This window comes from Paenibacillus sp. S-38 (genome assembly GCF_049942825.1).
Taxonomy (GTDB): Bacteria; Bacillota; Bacilli; order Paenibacillales; family NBRC-103111; genus Paenibacillus_G.
This window is the reverse complement of sequence record NZ_CP187970.1, coordinates 2099162-2118368: the sequence shown is the minus strand read 5'-3', so window position 1 is coordinate 2118368 and position 19207 is coordinate 2099162. Positions and strand designations below refer to the sequence as shown.

Below are 19207 nucleotides of genomic sequence, written 5' to 3'. Positions count from 1 at the left end.
TGCCGTTGATATAAATCCATACTGCATGATACGTTGCCCGCGGGAGGGATGTTCTGAGCGAAAAGCCTGTCTTTCCACGAAATCCGCTGGTGCGGCAGAGGGCCATTCCGCTGCAGAACAACAAAAAAAAGCTTCAGCCGGACTACGGCTAAAGCTTGTTTCTTCTTCTTTCCTCTCGCAATCTTCCAATCCCGCGGCGCAGCGGTTCGAGCCACATGCTCATAGCCAGCGGCAGCATGCCGAACCAGCGATACTGCCACTGCTCACGGGCCTCCCGCTTCCCGGCACGCTTCAGCTTCCGCTCTTCCTTCGGGGTCTCGAAATATTTGATGACCTGAACGGTCAAGTATTTGACGAGCTCGTCGCCCTTGGCCATGCCCTTCCCGCCCTTCTCTGCTCTCAGCCTCAGTATAGCCCGGACCGGCTTGAGTCAAACGCCGGCCTTCCTTATAATGGAAGGGAGCGTAAAATCGCGGTCCGGTTGGTAGCCCGGATGCACGGCGGGGCTATCCCTGCAGACAAAGAGGAGTCAATACACTCACAGACTTTGTCGGCTCCCCCGCCGTGTCATATCCTTCCCCCCTCGGGATGTCCATCGCTCGTAAGATCAGAGGGAGGGACATGTCATGAAGCTGACGGTGTATTTTGAAGGCGAGTTCTGGGTTGGAGTGGTGGAGCACGAGTCCGGCGGGGTGTATAAAGCCTGCAGGCATATCTTCGGCTCCGAGCCCTACGATGCGGAGGTGCTGGAATTCGTACGCGGGGAGATGCTGCCCCTGCTTGAGCGCACGCAGGCCGGCATCGCTTTGGACTCCGCTCCGGCGGACCGCGGCCGCGTAAGCCCCAAACGGCTGGCCCGCGAAGCGGCCCGGGAGATGCGGCGCACCGGTGTGCGCAGTCTGGCCCAGGAGGCGCTGGCCCGGGACCTGGAGCACCGTAAGAAGACGCGCCGGATCGTAACGAAAGCGCAGAAGGAAGCGGAGCAGGCCCGCCGTCGCGAGATTGCCGTGAGCAAAGCCAAAGCGAAGCACCGCGGCCGGTAGCGGCCCAGATACAAGACGCGCGGGCAGGCCGGGACCTCATCGACGGATGAGATCCCGTAACTCTCCCCTCTGGAACGAAGGGCCTCGGCAGCGGGAGAGAGCGCCCCGTCATTCCCGCCTTCTCCCGGCCGCACCCGTTCCTATGGGCCTGAGATCGCAGGTTAATCTTTCTGTCATGTTCAGTGAGATCATCCTGACATGAAACCGTCATTCCTTCAGGTATGGCCAAAAACCCCGCCGACCACCAGACATCCAGTCTGCGGTCAGCGGGGTTTTATGCGCAGCAGCGAAGGCTGCCAATTCGTGTTTACACTTTATCCAATCCCTACACTTCTTCCGGCGCTTCCAGACCGATCAGCGCAAGGCCGTTGCGGATCGTGGTGCGGAAGCAGTCGGTCAGAGCCAGGCGGGCAATCCGCACTTCAGCCTCGTCCGCCGTGACGATTTTGCACTGGTGGTAGAAGTGGTTGAAGCTCTGGGCGAGATCGATCAGGTAGCGGGAGACGATGGACGGCTCGAGCTTGTACATCGCCTGCTCCAAGCGCTCCTTGAACAGATACAGCTGGCGCAGCACCGCCTGGGCCTCCGGATTCGTCAGCTGCTCCGGGTTCAGCGACGCGGCCGCCGTCTCTGCCGGATCGGCCTTGCCGAGCACACGGCAGGCACGCGCATGCGCATACTGCACGTAAGGTCCCGATTCGCCTTCGAAGTTCAGGGCATCGTCCCATGAGAAGACGATATCCTTGATCCGGTTGTTGCTCAGATCGTTGAAGATGATCGCGCCCACACCGATCTGGCGGGCGACTTCATCCTTGTTCTCCATCGTGGGATTCTTCTCTTCAATGATGCTGCGCGTCTTCTCGATCGCCTTCGTCAGGAGGTCTTCGAGGTTAATCACGTTGCCTTTGCGCGTCGAGAGCTTCGCGTTCTCCAGCGAGACCTTGCCGAACGGCACGTGCTGCAGTTGATTCGCCGCCCACTCGTAGCCCATCAGCTCCAGAACCTTGAACCACTGGTTGAAGTGCAGGCTCTGTCCGGCATCCGTCACATAGACCGCCTTTTCGAAGTCATATGTATGTTTGCGGTAAAGGGCAGCCGTTACGTCACGGGTATGGTACAGGGTACCTCCGTCCTTTTTGACCATCAATGCCGGTGGCATGTTATAATCGTCCAGCCGTACCAGCAGTGCCCCCTGGTCCTCTTCCAGCAGGTTCTTGGCCTTGAGCTCGTCGAGCACCGCAGCCATCTTATCGTTGTAGAAGCTCTCGCCGGCATAGGAGTCGAAAGTGACCCCAAGCAGTTCGTACATCTTATGGAATTCCTTCAGCGAGATGTCCACGAACCAGCGCCACAGCTCCTGCGCCTCGGCATCCCCCTGCTCCAGCTTCACGAACCAGGCGCGTGCTTCATCGTCCAGAGCGGGGGTCTTATCCGCTTCGTCATGGAACTTGACATAGATGCGCTGCAGCTCCGCGATGCCGTCCGCTTCGACCGCTTCCTTGTCGCCCCACAGCTTGTAGGCGACGATCAGCTTGCCGAATTGGGTTCCCCAGTCGCCGAGGTGGTTGATCCCCACGCTGTTGTAGCCCAGGAATTCAAAAATCTTGTAGAGTGCATTCCCGATCACAGTGGAGCGCAGATGCCCGATATGGAAAGTCTTCGCAATATTCGGCGAAGAGAAATCGATCACGACATTGCGGCCCTGCCCAATATTCTGGGAGCCGTAGCGATCCCCCTTCTCCCGCACTTCACCCACCACCTGGGAGGCGAACTTGGCAGGATTCAGGTATACGTTAAAATAGCCTGCGACGGCATCCACCCGCTCGACGGACTCATCGCCGCTCCAACCCGCTTTGAGCTCTTCGGCAATCGCCTGCGGAGCTTTGCGCAGCTGTTTGGCCAGTTTGAAGCAGGGCAGCGACAGGTCGCCCATCTGCGGGTTCGGCGGGTATTCGATCAGGTCCGCGAGCGTGTCCCGGTCCAGACCCTCGAACTTCCCGGCCAGCTGCTGCGCAAGCCATTGTTTGTAATTCATAATAGGATAAACCCCTTTCGTCGTACGAAGAAGGCGGACAATGAAGACAGCTCGCATCCAAAAGAGCCGGCCGCCGTCCAGCTTCCGTTGCAGCCCGGACTCGGAGCGGCTCCTCCAATTACAACAAAGCACCCCGCCTTGGGGTGCCTGAATGCGGTGCTTCTTGACTTTCCAGCCTTTGCATACCTTCCATTATATCGGGAGGCCAAAACCGAGTCAAGCTTGGCCGGCCGTGCTCCGAAGCAGCCAAGATCTTACGGCCGCTGCGCTTAGAGCATCTTCTGCAGCAGGATCACATCGAGCATCCGCCCGAATTTGAAGCCTACCTGGCGCATGGTGCCGACGGTATCGAACCCGTACACGTGGTGGATGTGGATGGAGCTGTCGTTGCCCTCCACGATCCGGGACAGCACCGTGTGCAGTCCTGCCGCGCGGCCGGCTTCCAGCACGGCTTCAAGCAGCTTTTTGCCGGTGCCCTGCCCCCGGTGCCCCGCATGTATGTATAAGGAAAGCTCCGCAGTCCGCGCATACGCGAGCCGGTCGGAGTATTGGTTGAGGGAGGCCCAGCCCACGACCGTACCGTCCTGCTCTGCAACGATCACCGGATAAGCGTCGCCGTGCTGCTTGAACCAGGCCTCCTGCTGCTCCAGCGTGCGGGGAATGGTATCGAAGGTGGCCACGGTATTCAGCACGGCCTCATTATAAATATCGACAATAGCGGGAAGATCGCCCGCTTGGGCTTTTCTGATGATCATGTGGTTATGCCTTCCTCTCTGCACCTTACAGGTTCTACTGCCGCATACTATAGCAGGGTTTGGAGAGGATGACAACGGTCAATTTCTGCCTGATTCAGGAAGGCCGTAAGCCTCATCCGTATATGGCCCGGTCGATCGAAGCCTCGCCCCCCGACCACAGCCTGCGGCTGGTCCACTCCGCCTCGCCCGTCCAGAAAGGGTCGTTCTCCGGCAGCCCCAGCGGGAGGAAGACCGCCGTACAGAGGTACAAGCTGCCTGTGGAGATATAGCCCTCGCCGAGATTCTTCTGATGCCCGCAGAAGCCGATGGTCAGCCAGCCCTCCGCGTCGAACGTGCCGGGTGCTTCGACCATCCGCCGGATCACGGCAGTCAGAGCGCAGCGCACCGAAGCAGGCTCCACGCCCGGTGGCAGCTCCCGGCGCAGCGACATCTGCGCGAGCAGCTGGAACGCGCCGAAGCGGTACGCCAGCGACCGCCCGACCGGCGGGAAGGTGCCCTCCGGCGAGATCAGCCGCTCCAGTACGCCTGCGTGGCGCTGAGCGCGCTGCAGCACTGGCTCCCGCATCGCCTCCCACTCGGGGAAGCGGCGGCCCGCCTGCTCCGTGATGTCGATAAGCATCGGCTGGATGACGAAGGAATTATAGTAGTCCCAGTGGAACTCGGGACCGTCTCCGTACACGCCGTCGCCAAGGTACCACTGCTCATGCTGGCGGAGGGCATAATCGATCCGCATGGGATCTCCACCCTCGCCGGCCCGGTCCAGGAACGCTTCAATCATCCCACTGAAAAGAAGCCAGTTCGAGAACCAGGGCCGGATCGCCCGTGTCGACTTCAGCGCCTCGATCACCTGCCGCTTCACGCGCCCATCCAGCCGGTCCCACAGCTCCCCGGGAGCCCGCATCAGCGCATGGGCGAGGAAGGCCGCATCCACCAGCGGCTGCGTGCCTTCGCTGAAGTTCATGTAATCGGGCGACGCCGGGTCGGTCCCTGCATCAACGGCTTCCCGGGCCAGCCGGGCGTAGGTTTCGCGCAGGCGTCCTTCCTCCCCTTCGCGGCTGCCCGATTCGAGCCAGGGAGCGATCCCCGCGAGTGTCCGGCCCAGCGCCTCCAGGTGCGAGCACTGCGCGCGGTCTTCCGAGTGGGCTTCGACGGGCATGAGCTCTTTCAGCCGGCGCCCGGCAAGGGCATTCAGGACCGGTCCGGCGATCCGGCATAACGTTTGAATACAGTAGGTGCGGTGCTCGTGCATGAGGCAGTCCCCTTTACAGTGGAATGATTAGAGTGAAAGATAAGATGTTGCTTTTTATTATTTAAACGTTTAAATTTTCTTTGTGGCTATTATATCAGATGGTATCCCGAACTGCATTTGTTTTTTTGCCATGCGGACAGTTGGCTGCGACATGTGGCCCTGACCTAATGAGCATACAAATAAGCAAAGGCCTGATCCTTCCGGATCAGGCCTTTGCTCTTGTTCGCGATGCGGTCGAGAGGACTCGAACCTCCACGGCTGTTACACCACTAGAACCTGAATCTAGCGCGTCTGCCAATTCCGCCACGACCGCGTATGTCGTACGGTCTAACCTCGACTCGTACATTCATCGGTATATTGCATTAGGGCATGACGTCAGGCAACCATATCATGTGTCTAACGCCCCGCTTCTTACCAATAAAACGTAGTATATACCGATCGCTTCACGAAGTCAAGCCCGTACGAATTGGAATATTGCGCTGTAAATTTCGGTTCCGCATTAACCATCATGATTGCAGGATAAGAATCAGAAGGATCAACGTATGGATCAACAAGTCCGATCCTTCGAAACGGATGAACAGAACAACATTATTCTGTCTTAGGAACGTTCATGATTCGTTTTATTGTCGTGCCTTCCCTTTGTTTTCCGAAGCTCGGGCAGGCACTTCTCTTCCCATCAGCCTCGCCACTTACGTGTAAAGAAAGATTAGTCATAGGGAGCGATATAACAAAAATGCCCCTTATCGGAAATGCATCTCCGATTAAGAGGCAAGTATCTGTTCACTTCGATGCACTGCTTATTTAAAGGAAGAAGTAATGCGGTCGAGAGGACTCGAACCTCCACGGCTGTTACACCACTAGAACCTGAATCTAGCGCGTCTGCCAATTCCGCCACGACCGCATAATGGGTGTCTTCAAAGTAAAGCTTGATAAAAAGCCTTATCTCATGGAGACAAGAGGTATCATACCACCTCCCCCATCCGCAAGTCAAATCTTTTTATTGGTAGCCGATATGTGATACAATTCGTATACAAAATGAAGTCGGTCCTTTAATCGATACGATTCGTATCCTATTGTATGTATGGTTCCGGTTTACGTCCTGAAGAGTAGGTGTACAGCATGCGAAAGTGGGTCAAATACGTCATTGCCGGGACCATCGTGGTCGGCGTCGCAGCCGGTTGGGTCTACCGGGAACTGCTGCCATCCCGGCATTTTGAAGAGAAAGAGCATCCGGTCGTAGCCGTTCCGGCAGCGGAGGTTCCGCCCTCGGCCGAAGCCTCGGCAGCAGCGGGCCCGGCAGAGCCTCCGGCGCAGCCCGGGAAGTCTGAAGAGGCTCCCCAGGATGACGGGGCCTTTAATGTGCTTGTTCTCGGTCTCGATACGCTCGGGGAGCGGTCCTCCAGGTCGGATGTCATCATGCTGAGCCGGGTTAAGCCGCAGGAGCGCAAGGTCAATCTGGTCTCGATCCCGCGTGACACCCGGGTGCCGCTTCCGGGCATCGGCCTGACGAAAGTGAATCATGCCCACTTCATGGCCGAACTGAAGGGGGGCGGGGAAGCGGGTACGGAAGCCTCGATCCAGGCGGTGAGCGACCTGCTGCAGGCTCCGATTCATTATTACGTCAAGATGAACTTCAAGGGCTTCGTCGATTTCATCGATAAGATCGGCGGAGTCGATATCAATATCCCGGCCGACGTCTTCCTGACGGCCATCCAGCAGAACCTTCCTGCCGGCCGGCAGCATCTCGACGGGTGGAAGGCTCTGGCTTTTGTGCGGGAGCGCTACTCCCTCGACAACGGGGACTTCGGGCGGCAGGCCGACCAGTCGGCGCTGATCCGGGCGGTAGCTCACAAGCTGCTGTCCCCCGAACGGCTGCCCGAGCTGCCGGGGCTCATCAAGGAGATCAAGAAGAATGTCATCGATACGAATCTTACGGACAGCGACATCATCTCCCTCGCTTTGATGTACAAGGATTTGATGCCGGAGGATATGGTCTATGTACAGCTTCCCGGGCATTCTCTCACCGCCCAGGATCCGCTGGTGGGCCAGCCTCTGTGGTACTGGGAGCCGGATCTCCCGGCTGTTCGGGCTATTGGCAGCCAGTATCTGCGCTGATCCCGGCCGCCTTCGCGGTCCTGTCCTTCGGTACGCGATTCTTGACCTAAGCTCTAGAGCCATGGCTGAGGAATACCTCTATCGGGCCTCCGCACCAACCGGGCAGCCGCGTCCCCCTTACACCCCAAAGAGCCGTTTCCGCCAGGGAACGGCTTTTTGCTGCGAGCAACCGCCATGGTCCGGGCTAATGGAAGCCCCGCTCCTCCTCTTCCACACAACGAACGCTGCCGGCTTCCTGCCTTCCAAGCGCGTCGCTGCTCTCCGCCTTCACACCTTCCGTCATCCTGCCTCAACCCAATCACTCGATAACCATAGCCCCATTACCCGATCCACCGACTGATGCCCCAAATGATCAGCGCCCAGATCGGCAGCGTAAACAAGATGCCGAAAACCGTCCCCCGCAAAGCCGAGCCCTCTCTCATCAGCCCCGCCTCCTGCACGTATAGTGGTCTAACAGTATATGCTCGGCGCCTGTCCCGGCATACCACAACCGGCTGGGTACCGGATCATCATCTTTTGTCCGGGTCTTCATATACTCCTCATAGGAGGGATGAACGTGGTTATACTGCAAATTTTGGCAGGTATTCTGCTCGCGGTGCTGTTCTGGAAGCTCGTTCAATTGACGGTTCATATTCTGCTGACGGCCGTAGGTTTGTTCTTCCTGCTGTCCTTGGTGTTCCCCGGTGTCCTGCTTCTGCTTGGGAGTCTGCTGCTCGTGATGGTCAGCCTGATCGCTACCTTGGCGCTGCTTTGTATCGGGACGGCCTTCCGGACCAAAACATGACATGAACTTGTCATGGAACCGGTTCGATACGCTTACACTCCAGCAGCTGCTCCATCCGTTCAGCCTTCCCTGATCGCCCTAAGAGCCGTAACCGCCCATGAAGCTGCGGCTTCTTCGGAAGACTGAAGGGGAACATCAAAAAGATGCGTTCCCGTACCCGGAGAGTTCAGGTCTCTCATCACGACCTCCCCCTCCACCCCGCTGCCTGCGGTATATAATTTCAGTATATAATCTTTCTCGAGCTCCACACTGCCCGAAGGTTCTTCCCGTCTGTGTTCCATTCCCGTACCTCCTGTCCGGATCCGCTTCCTTCGGCGGTCTGCTGCCTATAGCATGTACGCCCCCGGAAGCTCTCATTCCTTCGCAGAAAGCTGCCGGTTTAGATACCTGGCCGCCGATTCCACCGTTGCTTCGTATACGGTACGCGAAATCGCGTAGCCCAGCCTGGTCGAGATGCCTGCGTACCGGTGACGCTCTCCGCGCTGCAGCGAAGCGATGATCACCGCATCCGTCGACGTGCCGGTGGCGGTCAGTCCGCAGTCCTCCAGACGCACATCCAGGTCCTGCAGGGCTGCCGTTTTGGCTTCGGTCACCGTAATGACCGCGTTCACGAAGGCCGCGTCCGTCATATCCCCGTCCACGACTACGATGGTGTTGATCGTGCCGGGATAGAGTGCCGCATCCTCACAGTCTTTGCCGCCGCGGATCTTGTTGCCGAGCCCCGCCGTCACCCAGGCGCACACCCCTCCGCCGAGGCCCAGCTCCACGTAACGGTACCCCCGGTCCTTGAGCTCGGCGGCCGTCAGCAGCGCTGCGCTCCCCTCCCAAGGCGTTCCCTGCCCCTCAAAGTAAGCCTGCATCTCCTTCAGCGGATCCTCCGCAAGGTAATGCTTGGAGACCTGGCGGTTGATCAGCCTGCGGGAAGCGGTGAATCCTTCGCCCCACATGGAGGAATTCAGCGCCCGCATCGGCGCTTCGCTCTCGATCATCATTACGCTTTCGTACCCGCTGTCCACGTAACCGAAGCGCAGCCCCTCGATCGGCAGCGGCTCGTACTGGACCCCTCTCATTCTTCCTCCTCCTCTGCGAACAGCTCTGCCCGCGTTTCCGTATACGGCTGGTACACATACCCGCGGTCGAGCTTCACCACACGGCGTGTCCGTTTGCGGATCATGACCGTCTCGTCATCCCATGCTACGACATAGCCGCGCACGTCATTGGCCCGGTCCGCATCACGGACAATCCGCAGCAGCGTTCCATCCACCCGGTATTGATCGAGTTCTTCGTCGGTAATCATCATCTACCCGCCTTTCCTTTGTTATAAGAATACACCATTTGGGGGATACAATAAACAAGAGAGAACGCGAGAATAGCCGGAGGAGACCACAGACCATGGACAAGAAAACCTACTATATTGCGGTCGGATCAGGGGAAATTCTGGAACCTGCCGATTCCACCGGCAATTTTGAATTCGAGATTCAGGCCACTGACGAGGAGATCGATCAGCTCGCGGAGCTGTTCGAGGACCAGGATGATGCCGAAGGCGATACGGCGGTAAGAGCCGTCATCCCCTACCGTCTGTACCACAAGGATAAAGAAAATGACGTCTATGACGCCAACCTGGAGGAAATTTACCGGATGCTGCACAAGCTGGGTACCCCCGAGACCCGCAGCCATATCGAATCCATGAACATTCTTGACGGACTGCGGCAGTAGCCCGGGGCCGCTCGAGGCAGCCCCTTTCCTCGTGAAGCGGGTCAGCAGCTGTCCGGAGCCCGTCCCCGGCTTACAAAAAAAGAACCTGTACCACCGGATACCGGGGACAGGTTCTGTCATTATCAAAACGGATTAACCTACATGCTCGCGGGAATCATTGGTCTCGAACCAGTAATCCAGCACCTTGCTGGACATCACGCGCTTGTTGATGTACTCGATCTGCTGCTCCGTGAATTGTTCCTCCCACGAAACCTCAAGCTCCTTGCACAGCTTCACAACCGTGAGAAGTTCGGACCAGGCGACATAACGTTTGTACCAGAAAAATTGAGGATGCTCAATCATATAGGGATACAGATCGTCAAAATCCGTATGTTTACAATCCAGGGCACGTTCAAAGTGGATCTTGGCTTCGTTCAGCTTCGTTACGAAAAAATCAACCGGAATTTCTTTCCCCATGCTAGCTGCACCTCCCCTTGTTAGTCAAGCAACAATCCTTCCTGCGTCAAAACCGTGACCTCTCTCGTCTGTAGCTCCGTCAGTCCAGCTTCTTCTGCACAGCAAACGGTTGGGATGAAGCTCCCCCTGCCAGTAATCGCACCCTGCCGTCCGGGACGGCCATGCTTGTTTACCTTAGTCGCTTAAGGCTATTATAAAGGAAAACGACACCGGATGGAAGGCTTCATCCCCGAACCCTCCCGCCCAAATCTTGTTATTCAAACTCGATCCGGCCGCCGGCGAGAGACGAGATTCTCACGAGTGACTCCACGCGCACGCCCGACTCCCGGATGGTCCGTCCGCCCGCTTGGAACGATTTCTCCACAGCGATTCCAAGGCCGAGCAGTTCCGCACCGGAGCGGCGGATAATTCGGATCAGCCCGCGGGCCGCATCCCCGTTCGCGATGAAATCGTCGATGAGTACGACACGGTCTGTCTCGTTCAAGAATTCTTTACCCACCATAATATCCGTTACAAACCCTTTGGTGAAAGACGGCACGCGTTCGCAGTACGTTTCGACATCCGTATTCAGCGTTTTTTTGCGGCGGGCGAACACCATCGGCACCCCAAGCTCCTGGGCGGCTGCGAAAGCAATCGGAATCCCCGAGGATTCGATCGTCAGAACCTTCGTCACCCGCTGCTCCCGGTAGAGTCTGGCAAACTCACGGCCCATCTCCGTCGTCAACACAGGATCCACCGCGTGGTTGAGTATGGCGTCCAGCTTGATCACCTCGTCCGAGACCACCACGCCCACTTCGCGAATCTTTTGTTTCAACAGTTCCATACCTCGTTCTCCTTCCGCTCTTCAACCTTATTCGTAAACTTATCACAAGGTCCGCAGGGGTTTCAAGTGCAGCAGGCGGGGAAGTTTCCCCAGCAGGGGTGCAACCTTCCGGTTTCAGCTTTCGTTAAATAGGGTATATAGGGTAGAAAGACGAGCGATTGCCTAATATTTGCAGTGATGAAAATGAAAAGGGCTGATCTTCTTTCATTTTGACCGGATTTGGCCTGATTTGATCTTTGAAGACTTGGAGCGAACAGAGTATGATGAGATAGTCCATCTCTATAGGTTGCTGTGGAAGCCCATCGGCAGTCATGCGAGAGCATCAATTGCAAGCGCGTAACCATGTACGGAAAGGAAGTTCGTGATGACCAGAGAGAGAGCCTTCACCGGTTTCTTGTCCGTCTTGACCATAATTTCAACCCTCGCCGCGGCGGGGTGCCAGACTGCGGACACCCGAACGGAGGCTTCACAGCCTGCCCAGGGGCCGGCAGCACCGCAGCAGCAGAAGCCGGCGGCCGTCCTTGACCTGCCTGCCGGTCCCCCGTCTCCAGCACCGCAGACCACGCCCGCAGCCTCCGACGATCAAGTATCGCTTGCGAGCAATGCGGAGAAGACGGCCGGCGCTCCAACGCCGCCGCCGGCCAAAGACGCCAAAGGAAAAACCGCCGCGGCGGACAAACCAAAGATCGAGATCAAGTCGCCTTACACGGAAGCGAATCCGACCCTGCTCGGCCTGACGCTCAAAACGGATGCCGGGGAGATCACAAGCAGGTTCGGCAAGCCCAAAGACCAGTTCGTCATGGAGGACGATGCGGACCCGATCACCGTCTACGACTACACGGATTTCCTGGTCGGCTTCAACAGCCAGAACCAGCTTCACTTCGTCGACGTGCGGAGCGGCGAGATCAACCCGGGACTGAACGGACTGAAGCTGGGGGATCCGGTGTCCAGCGTATACGAGGCACTCGGCAAGCCTGATTCCAATACCAGCTATGTATTGACGTACAAAGCGACGGGGGCCATTCTCAAGCTCGACGTCGATCCGAAGAGCCAGAAGGTCAATTCGATCAAGCTTTTCGCCGAATAGCTGCATGCAAAAAGAGACCTTGACCCTAACCGGTCAAGGTCTTTTGGCTGTGCCTATGTTTATAAATAAAAATGGGAGACGCGGTTGACATAGAGCCGACCAGCGGCGCCGTTACTCCGAGGAACCGAATGCCGATTTCTTGCGGCGGCGGTACCGAATATACAGGATGATGCCTGCAGCCAGGATAAGAATGAGTATGATAGGTAACGCCATGTGATGATGAAGCCCGTTAATCAGACGAATCGCATTCGTGCCGATGACATGACCCAGCGTGAGGAACGTTGTAACCCAGACGAGAGCGCCGGAAGCTGCATACAGCAGATACCTCCAGATGCTCACATTGCTGACTCCCGCCAAATAACAAGTAAAGTGGCGTACGCCTGGAACGTAATACCCGAAGAACACGGCCCACATGCCGTACTTCTTGAACCAGCCCTCCGCCACCGAGAGGCGCTCCGGCGTCAGTTTGACCCACCGGCCGTACTTGTACAGGAAAGGCTTGCCCACCGTCCTGCCCAGTGTATAGCTCAGCATCATGCCCGTCATCGCCCCGAGAAACGATACCAGAAGCGTCGTACCGAAGTGCAATACGGGATTATTGGCTGCCGTCAGGGTGCCCACCGTCGTCATCAGAATCTCATCCGGCACCGGAATCCCGACAATGCCCAGTGCCAGCAGCCCGTACAGAGCGATATAACCGTACTGGTTTATATACTGAAGAAGATGCTCCACTCTGACACGCTCCAGCAATTTTTTTCAAGAGAAGAAAGGCACTTGTCGAATCTTGTACCCCATCTCCCATTGTATCAGAAAACGTCCGAAAGCCCAAGCTTCCCTCAATGCAAATCGGAAGAAAAGGCATGAGGCTTGCCCCTGTTTCATAGGTTGTATAGTAAGCTCAGGTCGGCGAGGAGGACTCGGGTACACATGAAAAAATGGACTGACGTCTTGCAGGTCAGTTTTACCTATGTGGGCACGGTGGTCGGCGCCGGCTTCGCGACGGGACAGGAGATACTCCAATTCTTTACCCGGTACGGGTGGATGGCCACCTTCACGATCGGGGTCTCCACCTTCCTGTTCATCTGGATCGGCATCAAGCTCATGATTCTGGCCAGCGAAGTAGGCGCCAAATCGTATGAGGGTCTCAACAAGCTGCTCTTCGGCGATAAAGTCGGCGGGTGGGTCAGTCTGCTTACGCTGATCTCCCTGTTCGGCGTATCCACCGTAATGCTCGCGGGCTCGGGCGCCGTCTTCTCGGAGCAGCTCGGCTTCCCGCACCAGCTCGGCCTGCTGATCACTCTGGCCCTAGCTTACATTCTGCTTGTCCGGGGGATGGACGCCATCGTGGCTGTGAACACCGTGGTGGTCCCCCTGATGGGCGCCTTCATCTGCCTGATCGTCTGGCAGACGCTCGGCACCCCGGGAGCCGGTAATTGGCTTAGGCTCGAATCGGACTACCCTGCCGCCCGGATCTGGTTCTCCCCGCTGCTCTACGCCGCATTCAATCTCACGATGGCACAGGCGGTGCTGGTCCCTCTCGGGGTGCGCGTCGGGGACCGGAATGTGCTTCGCTGGGGCGGCATCATCGGCGGGGTGTGGATCGGCGCCATGCTCCTTGCGGTACATTTTGCCCTCTCCGCCCATATGCCCGGCATCACCCAGTTCGACATTCCGACAGGCCAGCTGATCCACCAGGTCGGGCCGCTGCTGCAGCTGCTCTTCATTCTCGTCATCTACGGCGAGATCTTCACCACGCTGCTCTCGGATGTCTACGGAGTGGTACTGCAGCTCGAACAGCGGACAAGATGGCCCTACCAGATCCTGCTTCCGATCATTCTGTGCCTGTGCTACTTCGTGAGTCAGGTCGGCTTCAAGACGCTGCTCTCGTCGCTCTATCCCTTATTCGGCATGCTCTCGCTCGCCTGGTTGGTTCTGATGATCCTCCGCCGGAACAGTGCTTCCAGCGCCTCCTGAATTCAGTACCAGGAAGAGGCGGAGCGCCATCATGAGCATTCCGGTAAAGCTGAAGACAAAGCCGCACAGCAAATATCCGTAATGGTACGGCGGGAACAGCTCCGCGTCGCGCAGTACGGCGATCAGATCCGTGAAGAGGAACATGCTGCCGGTCAGGAACAGAAGAAGAAGCATATAGTCAAAATAAGTCCACTGCCGCGGAACAGCCGCCTGCAGGTGGGGCAGCAGTCCGGGCTTCACGCCCCCTGCCCCGTTCGAGGCCGCAGCCGCACCGGCACGCCCGGCCGACCACACCGTCCAGGCCATCCATACGGCGGCCGCCGTCATCGCCAGTCCCAGGACAGCTCCAAGTATTGCAAGCACCATCATCATACGCTCATACACCTCGGGTTATCATCTCTCGTTCAGGTTATGCGGTGAGTACCGGAGAACGCGGCCCCCGGTTTCATATCATCCGGGCCAGGAGATAGACCAGCCAGAGAAAGCCGGCGAAGACGGCTGCAGGCAGCAGGAGCAGCAGCAGCGGGGTCCACCGGGGAAGGCTCCGGTGAGGGCTCTGCCAGAGCAGGCTGTGCCGGTGCGCCGGGTACCCGCTCTCCCCTGCGCTTCTTCCCCCACGATCCGAGACAGTCTCCCTGCCCGCGGGGCAAATCTTCCCGCGCCTCCATCCGTCCCTGTAAGTAAGTTCTCTTGGTTCACGCCCGCCGGAGTCCATAAGGAAGCTCCTTTCTACTTGAAATACTCCCGGAGAATTCGCTATACTCAGAGGAATAAAGCGACCCCTAAAAAGGATGTGCCTGGAAATTCGGGATATGTCCAGAATATACGATCGGGCTTTCTTTGTACAAGTCTATCATCAATCCCAGCGAATCGGAGGTGAGCTTATGACGAAGGTAGCCGCCGTCACGGGCGGAGCCCAGGGAATCGGCCGGGCGGTGTCCCTTGCTTTCGCTTCGGCGGGCTATGAGATCGCCGCGGCCGATCCGGACAAGGAAGCGGGACTCGAGCTGGTGCAGGAGATCCGCCGGCTCGGCGGAAGGGCCATGTATGTACCGGCCGACGTCTCCAAGGAAGAGGATGTGGAGCGATGGTTCAAACTGATCCGTGAAGACTTCGGGCGCGTGGACGTGCTTGTGAACAACGCCGGGATCATGCGGGCGGGATCGATGCTCGAGCTTCCGCTCGCCGCGTTCGACGAGGTGCTCGGGGTCAATCTTCGGGGCACCTATATGTGCTCCCGCCTCGCCGCCAGGCTGATGAAGGAGCAGCGCTCCGGCGTGATCCTCAACATGTCCTCCACCCGGGCCCTGATGTCGGAGCCCGATACGGAGTCGTATGCCGCCTCCAAGGGAGGCCTGCTCTCGCTCACCCACGCCATGGCCGTATCGCTCGGCCGCTACGGCATCCGGGTCAATGCCATCTCCCCGGGCTGGATTGAGACGGCCGACTGGCAGAAGGCTTCGGCCCGCCGCAAGCCCGTCCATTCCGATCGGGACCGGCTGCAGCATCCCGCCGGTCGTGTCGGCACCCCGCCGGACATCGCCTCCGCCTGCCTGTACCTGGCCAGCGACCAGGCGTCGTTCATCACCGGTCAGAATCTCGTCATCGACGGGGGCATGACGGTGAAGATGATCTACGAAGAAGAGTAACATGCACTTCATCTTGAGGCGCCGCTTCCGTCCGTCGGAAGGGCGCTATTCCATGTCAGCAGGGAGTTTTTCGTCATGTGGTTCGTATTTGCCGCCGCCTCAGCGCTGTGCTTCGGGCTGAGAGGCATCCTGTATCAATGGTCCTCCCAGCGTCCGCTGGACCGCAATTTGATGCTGCTGGGCGTTTATTTCTGCGGCATGGTGGTGGCTCTGGCCGCCAGCCTGCTCACATCCGCCCCTTGGAGTCCGGCTGTCTGGATGGGCACGCTGCTCGGGCTCTTCTCTTTCACCTCCAACGCGGCGATGTACAAAGGGTATGCCGTAGGCAAAGCCTCGCTCGTCGCGATGTTCACCGGCCTCCCTCCTGTCGTCGTCGTGCTGCTCGCGTACCTGGTGTGGGGCGAGAAGCTCAACGGGTGGCAGCTTGCCGCCTTCCTTATCATCGTCGCCGGTGTGCTCATGATCCGCTATTCCAACGATATCTCCCTGAAGAACCTGCAGGGGGCCCACTGGGGTGCGATCGCCATGCTGTTCTTCGGGCTGACGGACCTGTCGACGAAGGGCGCCACCCTGATGGGAGCGGCCACCCTGCCGACCCTCACCCTGATGTACGCGACCGGCACCGTGCTCTTTGGCCTGATGTGGCGGCTTGGCCGCAGCCAAGCGGAGGCAGCGCGGAAGGAAGCCGTCGCGGCCCGCAGCGAACTGGCGGCCGCAGGGGATAGCGGAACGGCTGAAGGGCTTCCCCATGCACCCGCCGTCTGGACGAGCAGCCGCACGTTCCTGTGGGGCATGGCGGTAGGCCTGACGAACATCTCCGGCATGATGCTGATCATGCCGGCCTTCCGCCTCGGCGTCACGGGACTTGTCTCCGTCGTCTCCGCGATGAACGTCGTGATCGTTCTGCTCTACGCCCGCTTCGGGCTGCGCGAGCCGTTCACCCGGCTGGAGGCCGCCGGTTTGACCGCAGCGCTGCTGGGCGTCATTGTGCTGCGCCTGGCTTCGTAGGGCGGAAGCGCGGTGATGCGGCTCGCGTGGGGCGGCGACTGCAGGCGCGGTGATGCGAGCGTGCTCGGGCAGCGTCGTAGCGCGGCGGCGATGCGGCTCGCTTGGGCGGCGACTGCAGGCGCGGTGATGTGAGCGCTCGGGCGGCGGCGGAGGCGCGGTGATGCGAGCGCTCGGGCGGCGGCGGAGGCGCGGCGATGCGAGCGTATAGAAGCTGTGGTGCGAGCGCGATGATTCAGGCGCACACGTGTGGATGCGGTGAAACAAACGTGCTCGGCGCCCTAGCCGGCGTGGGTATCAAGCATGCCCGGGCAGCGGACCGGGCACGCGTGCTATAGCGGATGCATACGGGCTAGTACCCGTAAGCTAATGTACTGGAGCACCAAAAAGCCTGACGGTATACGTGCCGTCAGGCTTTTATTTCATGCATCGCTGGTCCTTGGCTTGTTCCAATAGCGAAATAAAAATAAGGGAACTAGGATGCCTTATTTGAGTATTTCCCGTTATTTCCCGACGAATAGCGGAACTCAGGTGTCTTATCGGCCCCATTTTGAACAAAAGACAGCCTTTCGCTAATAGATAGCGAATCTCAGTTCCTCTATTTACGGAATAGCCCTGCAGATGCAGAACTTAACGCATCTGAGTTCCTCTATTAGGCGAGGCGTACTAAAGTGAAGTGTACTAGGTCCAGCATCTTGGCAAAAAATATCTCCAGAAGGAATCCGTCCAGCTATCTTTGCTAGCACACGCTCCTCCGGCCAGGCGAACCAGCTATGCAGCTCAGTCTTCCGTCCAGGTCGGGGCTCTGCTGACTATGCAGCACTCACTCCACTGGCCAGGCAGTCCAGCTATGCAGCTCAGTCATCCGTCCAGCTCTCCTCTGATGACTATGCAGCTCACGCTCCTACGGCCAGGCGGACCAGCTATGCAGCTCAGTCATCCGTCCAGGCCGGGCTCTGCTGACTAAGCAGCCACCCGCTCCTCTGGCCAAGCTGACCAGCTATGCAGCCCAGTCATCCGTTCAGGTCCGGGCTCTGCTGACCAAGCAGCATGCACATCACGCGCCAGGCAGTTCGGCTTGCGCGCCGCTCTCCCTCCAGCCCTCCTCAGCCCGCAAACGGTACAGGGAACTACCCTGCCACCTCTCTCGCTTAGTCGATAAGACCCGCGGCAGGCGAGCAACCCAAGGACACTGTTTGTGCCCCTACGGCCCCTACAGCCTTCTACAGCCAGCTCTGCCGCTCCTTCCCCCACGATCCGCACGCGTATGCTTTACTGACCGCAGTCATCCAGCCACCTTAAGCATTGTCCCTTGCCGCACGGCTTACGAGTCCTTTTTTTCCTTGCGGTACGTCCGGTATACGCCCCGCAGCTGCTGGACGACCCGCGCCATCGAGTACGACTTCGTCGCCTTCTCGAGGGCTATGCGTCCTAGCTGGTAGCGGTACATCGGGTCGCCGATGACCTTCTCCAGCGCGCTGGCAAGCGCCTGCACGTCACCGACAGGCACAAGCAGGCCGTTCACCCCGTGCTCGATCTGCTCGGCGATGCCGCCCACCTGCGTCCCGACGACAGCCAGGCCGCACAGGGCCGCCTCCGCGAAGACCGAGCCGAACGCCTCCGCCTGCGAAGGCAGGACGAAGACGTCAAAGAACGGCATGAAGTCTTCCGGATGCAGCATGTAACCGTAGAAAATCGTGTCCTCGTAGAGCCCCTGCTCAATGGCCAGCGCCTCGAGCTCCGGCCGCATCGGCCCGTCCCCGATCAGGTGCAGCACGAACGCATGGCCTCTGCGCCGCAGTTCGGCGCAGGCAAGCAGCAGCGTATCGAGGCCCTTGGCCGGAACAAGACGGCAGACCGTGATGAGCTGCGGCACCTTGTTCTCATGGTGCACCGGCTTGAACCGCTTCTCGTCGAATCCGTTCGGGATGACGCCGATTTTCTCGGGCTCCTGCACATACTCGGAGAGATAGTGCTTGAAGGAATTCGACACGGTAATGAGCTGGTCCACCGTCTCCTCCAGCTCGCGGTAGATCGAAGTGAGGAACTGGTGCTCAGGCCCGTTCTCCTTGATGCGGCCGTTCAGGATGAGCTCCCGCTCATAGCTCGAGTGGATCGTCATGATCAGCGGAGTGTCCGGGAACAGCCGCTTCATCACGAGGGCGGCAATGGGATGATGCGCATGAATGAGGTCATAGGTCTTGTTCTGGCGCATCTTTGTCCACCAGACGTAGTCCTTGAACGTTTGTATGTATTTGTCCACAATGGGATGGCCTGCATAGACCGTCCAATCGAATGTGGAGAACGTCACTTCCTCGCTCCCCTTGCTGCGCACCCGTTTCGGAAGCGAGAACAGATCCATCTCCCAGCCCCGCTTGTTGAACCGGTCCAGCATGAAGGGGACCATGGAGGATACGCCGCCCGGCTGCTCCGGCGGAAAAAACAACGCTTGCAGTATACGCATGATTCTCCTCCTCCGGTCTTTCTCTTTGTTGTCGCTTGCGGCTTGGCACGTC

The 19207-nt window shown here is 58.6% G+C and carries 21 protein-coding genes and 2 tRNA genes; 8 read left to right on the top strand and 15 right to left on the bottom strand.

Annotated features, from left to right (window positions below; all coding sequences use genetic code 11):
* Nucleotides 1-148: 148 nt before the first annotated feature.
* On the bottom strand, nt 149-376 hold the full coding sequence (locus ACP26L_RS10150) for a YqzE family protein (protein WP_426452407.1): 228 nt from the start codon (nt 374-376) through the stop codon (nt 149-151).
* A gap of 250 nt (nt 377-626) precedes the next feature.
* On the opposite strand from ACP26L_RS10150, the gene ACP26L_RS10145 reads away from it, so the two are divergent.
* Entirely contained in the window at nt 627-1043 is a 417-nt protein-coding gene (locus ACP26L_RS10145) for a YjdF family protein (RefSeq protein ID WP_426452406.1), read from the top strand.
* 325 nt (nt 1044-1368) lie between these two features.
* On the opposite strand, the gene argS is transcribed toward ACP26L_RS10145, so the two are convergent.
* The 5 genes from argS to ACP26L_RS10120 form a co-directional block, all read right to left on the bottom strand.
* Nucleotides 1369-3078 (bottom strand): arginine--tRNA ligase, encoded by a 1710-nt coding sequence (gene argS / locus ACP26L_RS10140; protein ID WP_426452405.1) that lies wholly within the window; start codon nt 3076-3078, stop codon nt 1369-1371.
* A gap of 269 nt (nt 3079-3347) precedes the next feature.
* Nucleotides 3348-3833, bottom strand: a complete 486-nt coding sequence (locus ACP26L_RS10135) for a GNAT family N-acetyltransferase (protein WP_426452404.1) — start codon at nt 3831-3833, stop codon at nt 3348-3350.
* A gap of 112 nt (nt 3834-3945) precedes the next feature.
* Complete coding sequence (locus ACP26L_RS10130) at nt 3946-5082, bottom strand: DUF2264 domain-containing protein (RefSeq protein WP_426452403.1); 1137 nt, start codon at nt 5080-5082, stop codon at nt 3946-3948.
* 229 nt (nt 5083-5311) lie between these two features.
* A tRNA-Leu gene (locus ACP26L_RS10125) sits at nt 5312-5395 on the bottom strand.
* Nucleotides 5396-5899: 504 nt separating this feature from the next.
* Nucleotides 5900-5983 (bottom strand) — tRNA-Leu (locus ACP26L_RS10120).
* A gap of 218 nt (nt 5984-6201) precedes the next feature.
* On the opposite strand from ACP26L_RS10120, the gene ACP26L_RS10115 reads away from it, so the two are divergent.
* Together ACP26L_RS10115 and ACP26L_RS10110 are read left to right on the top strand one after the other, a co-directional pair.
* The gene (locus ACP26L_RS10115) at nt 6202-7197 is read left to right on the top strand and encodes an LCP family protein (protein ID WP_426452402.1); all 996 of its coding nucleotides are present in this window, start codon (nt 6202-6204) and stop codon (nt 7195-7197) included.
* Nucleotides 7198-7753: 556 nt separating this feature from the next.
* Entirely contained in the window at nt 7754-7981 is a 228-nt protein-coding gene (locus ACP26L_RS10110; protein ID WP_426452401.1) for a hypothetical protein, read from the top strand.
* Nucleotides 7982-8040: 59 nt separating this feature from the next.
* On the opposite strand, the gene ACP26L_RS10105 is transcribed toward ACP26L_RS10110, so the two are convergent.
* The 3 genes from ACP26L_RS10105 to ACP26L_RS10095 all read right to left on the bottom strand — a co-directional run bounded on the left by ACP26L_RS10105 (nt 8041) and on the right by ACP26L_RS10095 (nt 9278).
* Nucleotides 8041-8262: a hypothetical protein gene (locus ACP26L_RS10105; protein ID WP_426452400.1), complete on the bottom strand. Its 222-nt coding sequence runs from the start codon at nt 8260-8262 to the stop codon at nt 8041-8043.
* Between the two features lie 72 nt (nt 8263-8334).
* A complete protein-coding gene (locus tag ACP26L_RS10100) occupies nt 8335-9051 on the bottom strand; it encodes an adenosylcobinamide amidohydrolase (RefSeq protein WP_426452399.1) in 717 nt (238 codons plus the stop codon).
* Complete coding sequence (locus tag ACP26L_RS10095) at nt 9048-9278, bottom strand: hypothetical protein (RefSeq protein ID WP_426454884.1); 231 nt, start codon at nt 9276-9278, stop codon at nt 9048-9050. The genes ACP26L_RS10100 and ACP26L_RS10095 overlap by 4 nt, the downstream gene beginning before the upstream one ends.
* A 95-nt stretch (nt 9279-9373) precedes the next feature.
* Here ACP26L_RS10095 and ACP26L_RS10090 point away from each other — a divergent pair, with 95 nt between their 5' ends.
* Nucleotides 9374-9697 carry a hypothetical protein gene (locus tag ACP26L_RS10090; RefSeq protein WP_426452398.1) on the top strand — a complete coding sequence of 108 codons (324 nt, stop codon included), beginning with the start codon at nt 9374-9376 and terminating at the stop codon, nt 9695-9697.
* 132 nt (nt 9698-9829) lie between these two features.
* Here ACP26L_RS10090 and ACP26L_RS10085 read toward each other — a convergent pair whose 3' ends face one another.
* Both ACP26L_RS10085 and ACP26L_RS10080 read right to left on the bottom strand, forming a co-directional pair.
* Nucleotides 9830-10153 carry a hypothetical protein gene (locus ACP26L_RS10085; RefSeq protein ID WP_426452397.1) on the bottom strand — a complete coding sequence of 108 codons (324 nt, stop codon included), beginning with the start codon at nt 10151-10153 and terminating at the stop codon, nt 9830-9832.
* 253 nt (nt 10154-10406) lie between these two features.
* Nucleotides 10407-10976 (bottom strand): xanthine phosphoribosyltransferase, encoded by a 570-nt coding sequence (locus ACP26L_RS10080; RefSeq protein ID WP_426452396.1) that lies wholly within the window; start codon nt 10974-10976, stop codon nt 10407-10409.
* Between the two features lie 364 nt (nt 10977-11340).
* On the opposite strand from ACP26L_RS10080, the gene ACP26L_RS10075 reads away from it, so the two are divergent.
* The gene (locus ACP26L_RS10075) at nt 11341-12063 is read left to right on the top strand and encodes a DUF4309 domain-containing protein (RefSeq protein WP_426452395.1); all 723 of its coding nucleotides are present in this window, start codon (nt 11341-11343) and stop codon (nt 12061-12063) included.
* Between the two features lie 111 nt (nt 12064-12174).
* Here ACP26L_RS10075 and ACP26L_RS10070 read toward each other — a convergent pair whose 3' ends face one another.
* Complete coding sequence (locus ACP26L_RS10070) at nt 12175-12795, bottom strand: DedA family protein (protein WP_426452394.1); 621 nt, start codon at nt 12793-12795, stop codon at nt 12175-12177.
* 195 nt (nt 12796-12990) lie between these two features.
* Between ACP26L_RS10070 and ACP26L_RS10065 the strand changes: the two genes are divergently transcribed.
* Nucleotides 12991-14037 (top strand): YkvI family membrane protein, encoded by a 1047-nt coding sequence (locus tag ACP26L_RS10065; protein WP_426452393.1) that lies wholly within the window; start codon nt 12991-12993, stop codon nt 14035-14037.
* Here the strand turns inward: ACP26L_RS10065 and ACP26L_RS10060 are convergent.
* Nucleotides 13963-14409 (bottom strand): hypothetical protein, encoded by a 447-nt coding sequence (locus ACP26L_RS10060; RefSeq protein ID WP_426452392.1) that lies wholly within the window; start codon nt 14407-14409, stop codon nt 13963-13965. The genes ACP26L_RS10065 and ACP26L_RS10060 overlap by 75 nt on opposite strands.
* A gap of 73 nt (nt 14410-14482) precedes the next feature.
* On the bottom strand, nt 14483-14752 hold the full coding sequence (locus ACP26L_RS10055; protein ID WP_426452391.1) for a hypothetical protein: 270 nt from the start codon (nt 14750-14752) through the stop codon (nt 14483-14485).
* A 169-nt stretch (nt 14753-14921) separates the two neighbouring features.
* Between ACP26L_RS10055 and ACP26L_RS10050 the strand changes: the two genes are divergently transcribed.
* Both ACP26L_RS10050 and ACP26L_RS10045 read left to right on the top strand, forming a co-directional pair.
* Complete coding sequence (locus ACP26L_RS10050; RefSeq protein ID WP_426452390.1) at nt 14922-15686, top strand: glucose 1-dehydrogenase; 765 nt, start codon at nt 14922-14924, stop codon at nt 15684-15686.
* A gap of 75 nt (nt 15687-15761) precedes the next feature.
* The gene (locus ACP26L_RS10045; protein ID WP_426452389.1) at nt 15762-16694 is read left to right on the top strand and encodes an EamA family transporter; all 933 of its coding nucleotides are present in this window, start codon (nt 15762-15764) and stop codon (nt 16692-16694) included.
* Between the two features lie 1321 nt (nt 16695-18015).
* Here the strand turns inward: ACP26L_RS10045 and ACP26L_RS10040 are convergent.
* Nucleotides 18016-19155, bottom strand: coding sequence for a glycosyltransferase family 4 protein (locus ACP26L_RS10040; RefSeq protein WP_426452388.1), 1140 nt, complete (start codon nt 19153-19155; stop codon nt 18016-18018).
* Nucleotides 19156-19207: the final 52 nt, after the last annotated feature.

Excerpts from the sequence above, each read along its gene's own strand:
- ACP26L_RS10100 (WP_426452399.1), bottom strand. The coding sequence starts at position 9,051 with ATGAGAGGGGTCCAGTACGAGCCGCTGCCGATCGAGGGGCTGCGCTTC.
- ACP26L_RS10115 (WP_426452402.1), top strand. The coding sequence starts at position 6,202 with ATGCGAAAGTGGGTCAAATACGTCATTGCCGGGACCATCGTGGTCGGC.
- ACP26L_RS10050 (WP_426452390.1), top strand. The coding sequence starts at position 14,922 with ATGACGAAGGTAGCCGCCGTCACGGGCGGAGCCCAGGGAATCGGCCGG.
- ACP26L_RS10080 (WP_426452396.1), bottom strand. The coding sequence starts at position 10,976 with ATGGAACTGTTGAAACAAAAGATTCGCGAAGTGGGCGTGGTGGTCTCG.
- ACP26L_RS10105 (WP_426452400.1), bottom strand. The coding sequence starts at position 8,262 with ATGGAACACAGACGGGAAGAACCTTCGGGCAGTGTGGAGCTCGAGAAA.
- ACP26L_RS10135 (WP_426452404.1), bottom strand. The coding sequence starts at position 3,833 with ATGATCATCAGAAAAGCCCAAGCGGGCGATCTTCCCGCTATTGTCGAT.
- ACP26L_RS10060 (WP_426452392.1), bottom strand. The coding sequence starts at position 14,409 with ATGATGATGGTGCTTGCAATACTTGGAGCTGTCCTGGGACTGGCGATG.
- ACP26L_RS10130 (WP_426452403.1), bottom strand. The coding sequence starts at position 5,082 with ATGCACGAGCACCGCACCTACTGTATTCAAACGTTATGCCGGATCGCC.
- ACP26L_RS10040 (WP_426452388.1), bottom strand. The coding sequence starts at position 19,155 with ATGCGTATACTGCAAGCGTTGTTTTTTCCGCCGGAGCAGCCGGGCGGC.
- ACP26L_RS10075 (WP_426452395.1), top strand. The coding sequence starts at position 11,341 with ATGACCAGAGAGAGAGCCTTCACCGGTTTCTTGTCCGTCTTGACCATA.
- ACP26L_RS10055 (WP_426452391.1), bottom strand. The coding sequence starts at position 14,752 with ATGGACTCCGGCGGGCGTGAACCAAGAGAACTTACTTACAGGGACGGA.
- ACP26L_RS10145 (WP_426452406.1), top strand. The coding sequence starts at position 627 with ATGAAGCTGACGGTGTATTTTGAAGGCGAGTTCTGGGTTGGAGTGGTG.
- ACP26L_RS10045 (WP_426452389.1), top strand. The coding sequence starts at position 15,762 with ATGTGGTTCGTATTTGCCGCCGCCTCAGCGCTGTGCTTCGGGCTGAGA.
- ACP26L_RS10095 (WP_426454884.1), bottom strand. The coding sequence starts at position 9,278 with ATGATTACCGACGAAGAACTCGATCAATACCGGGTGGATGGAACGCTG.
- ACP26L_RS10090 (WP_426452398.1), top strand. The coding sequence starts at position 9,374 with ATGGACAAGAAAACCTACTATATTGCGGTCGGATCAGGGGAAATTCTG.
- ACP26L_RS10150 (WP_426452407.1), bottom strand. The coding sequence starts at position 376 with ATGGCCAAGGGCGACGAGCTCGTCAAATACTTGACCGTTCAGGTCATC.
- ACP26L_RS10085 (WP_426452397.1), bottom strand. The coding sequence starts at position 10,153 with ATGGGGAAAGAAATTCCGGTTGATTTTTTCGTAACGAAGCTGAACGAA.
- argS (WP_426452405.1), bottom strand. The coding sequence starts at position 3,078 with ATGAATTACAAACAATGGCTTGCGCAGCAGCTGGCCGGGAAGTTCGAG.
- ACP26L_RS10065 (WP_426452393.1), top strand. The coding sequence starts at position 12,991 with ATGAAAAAATGGACTGACGTCTTGCAGGTCAGTTTTACCTATGTGGGC.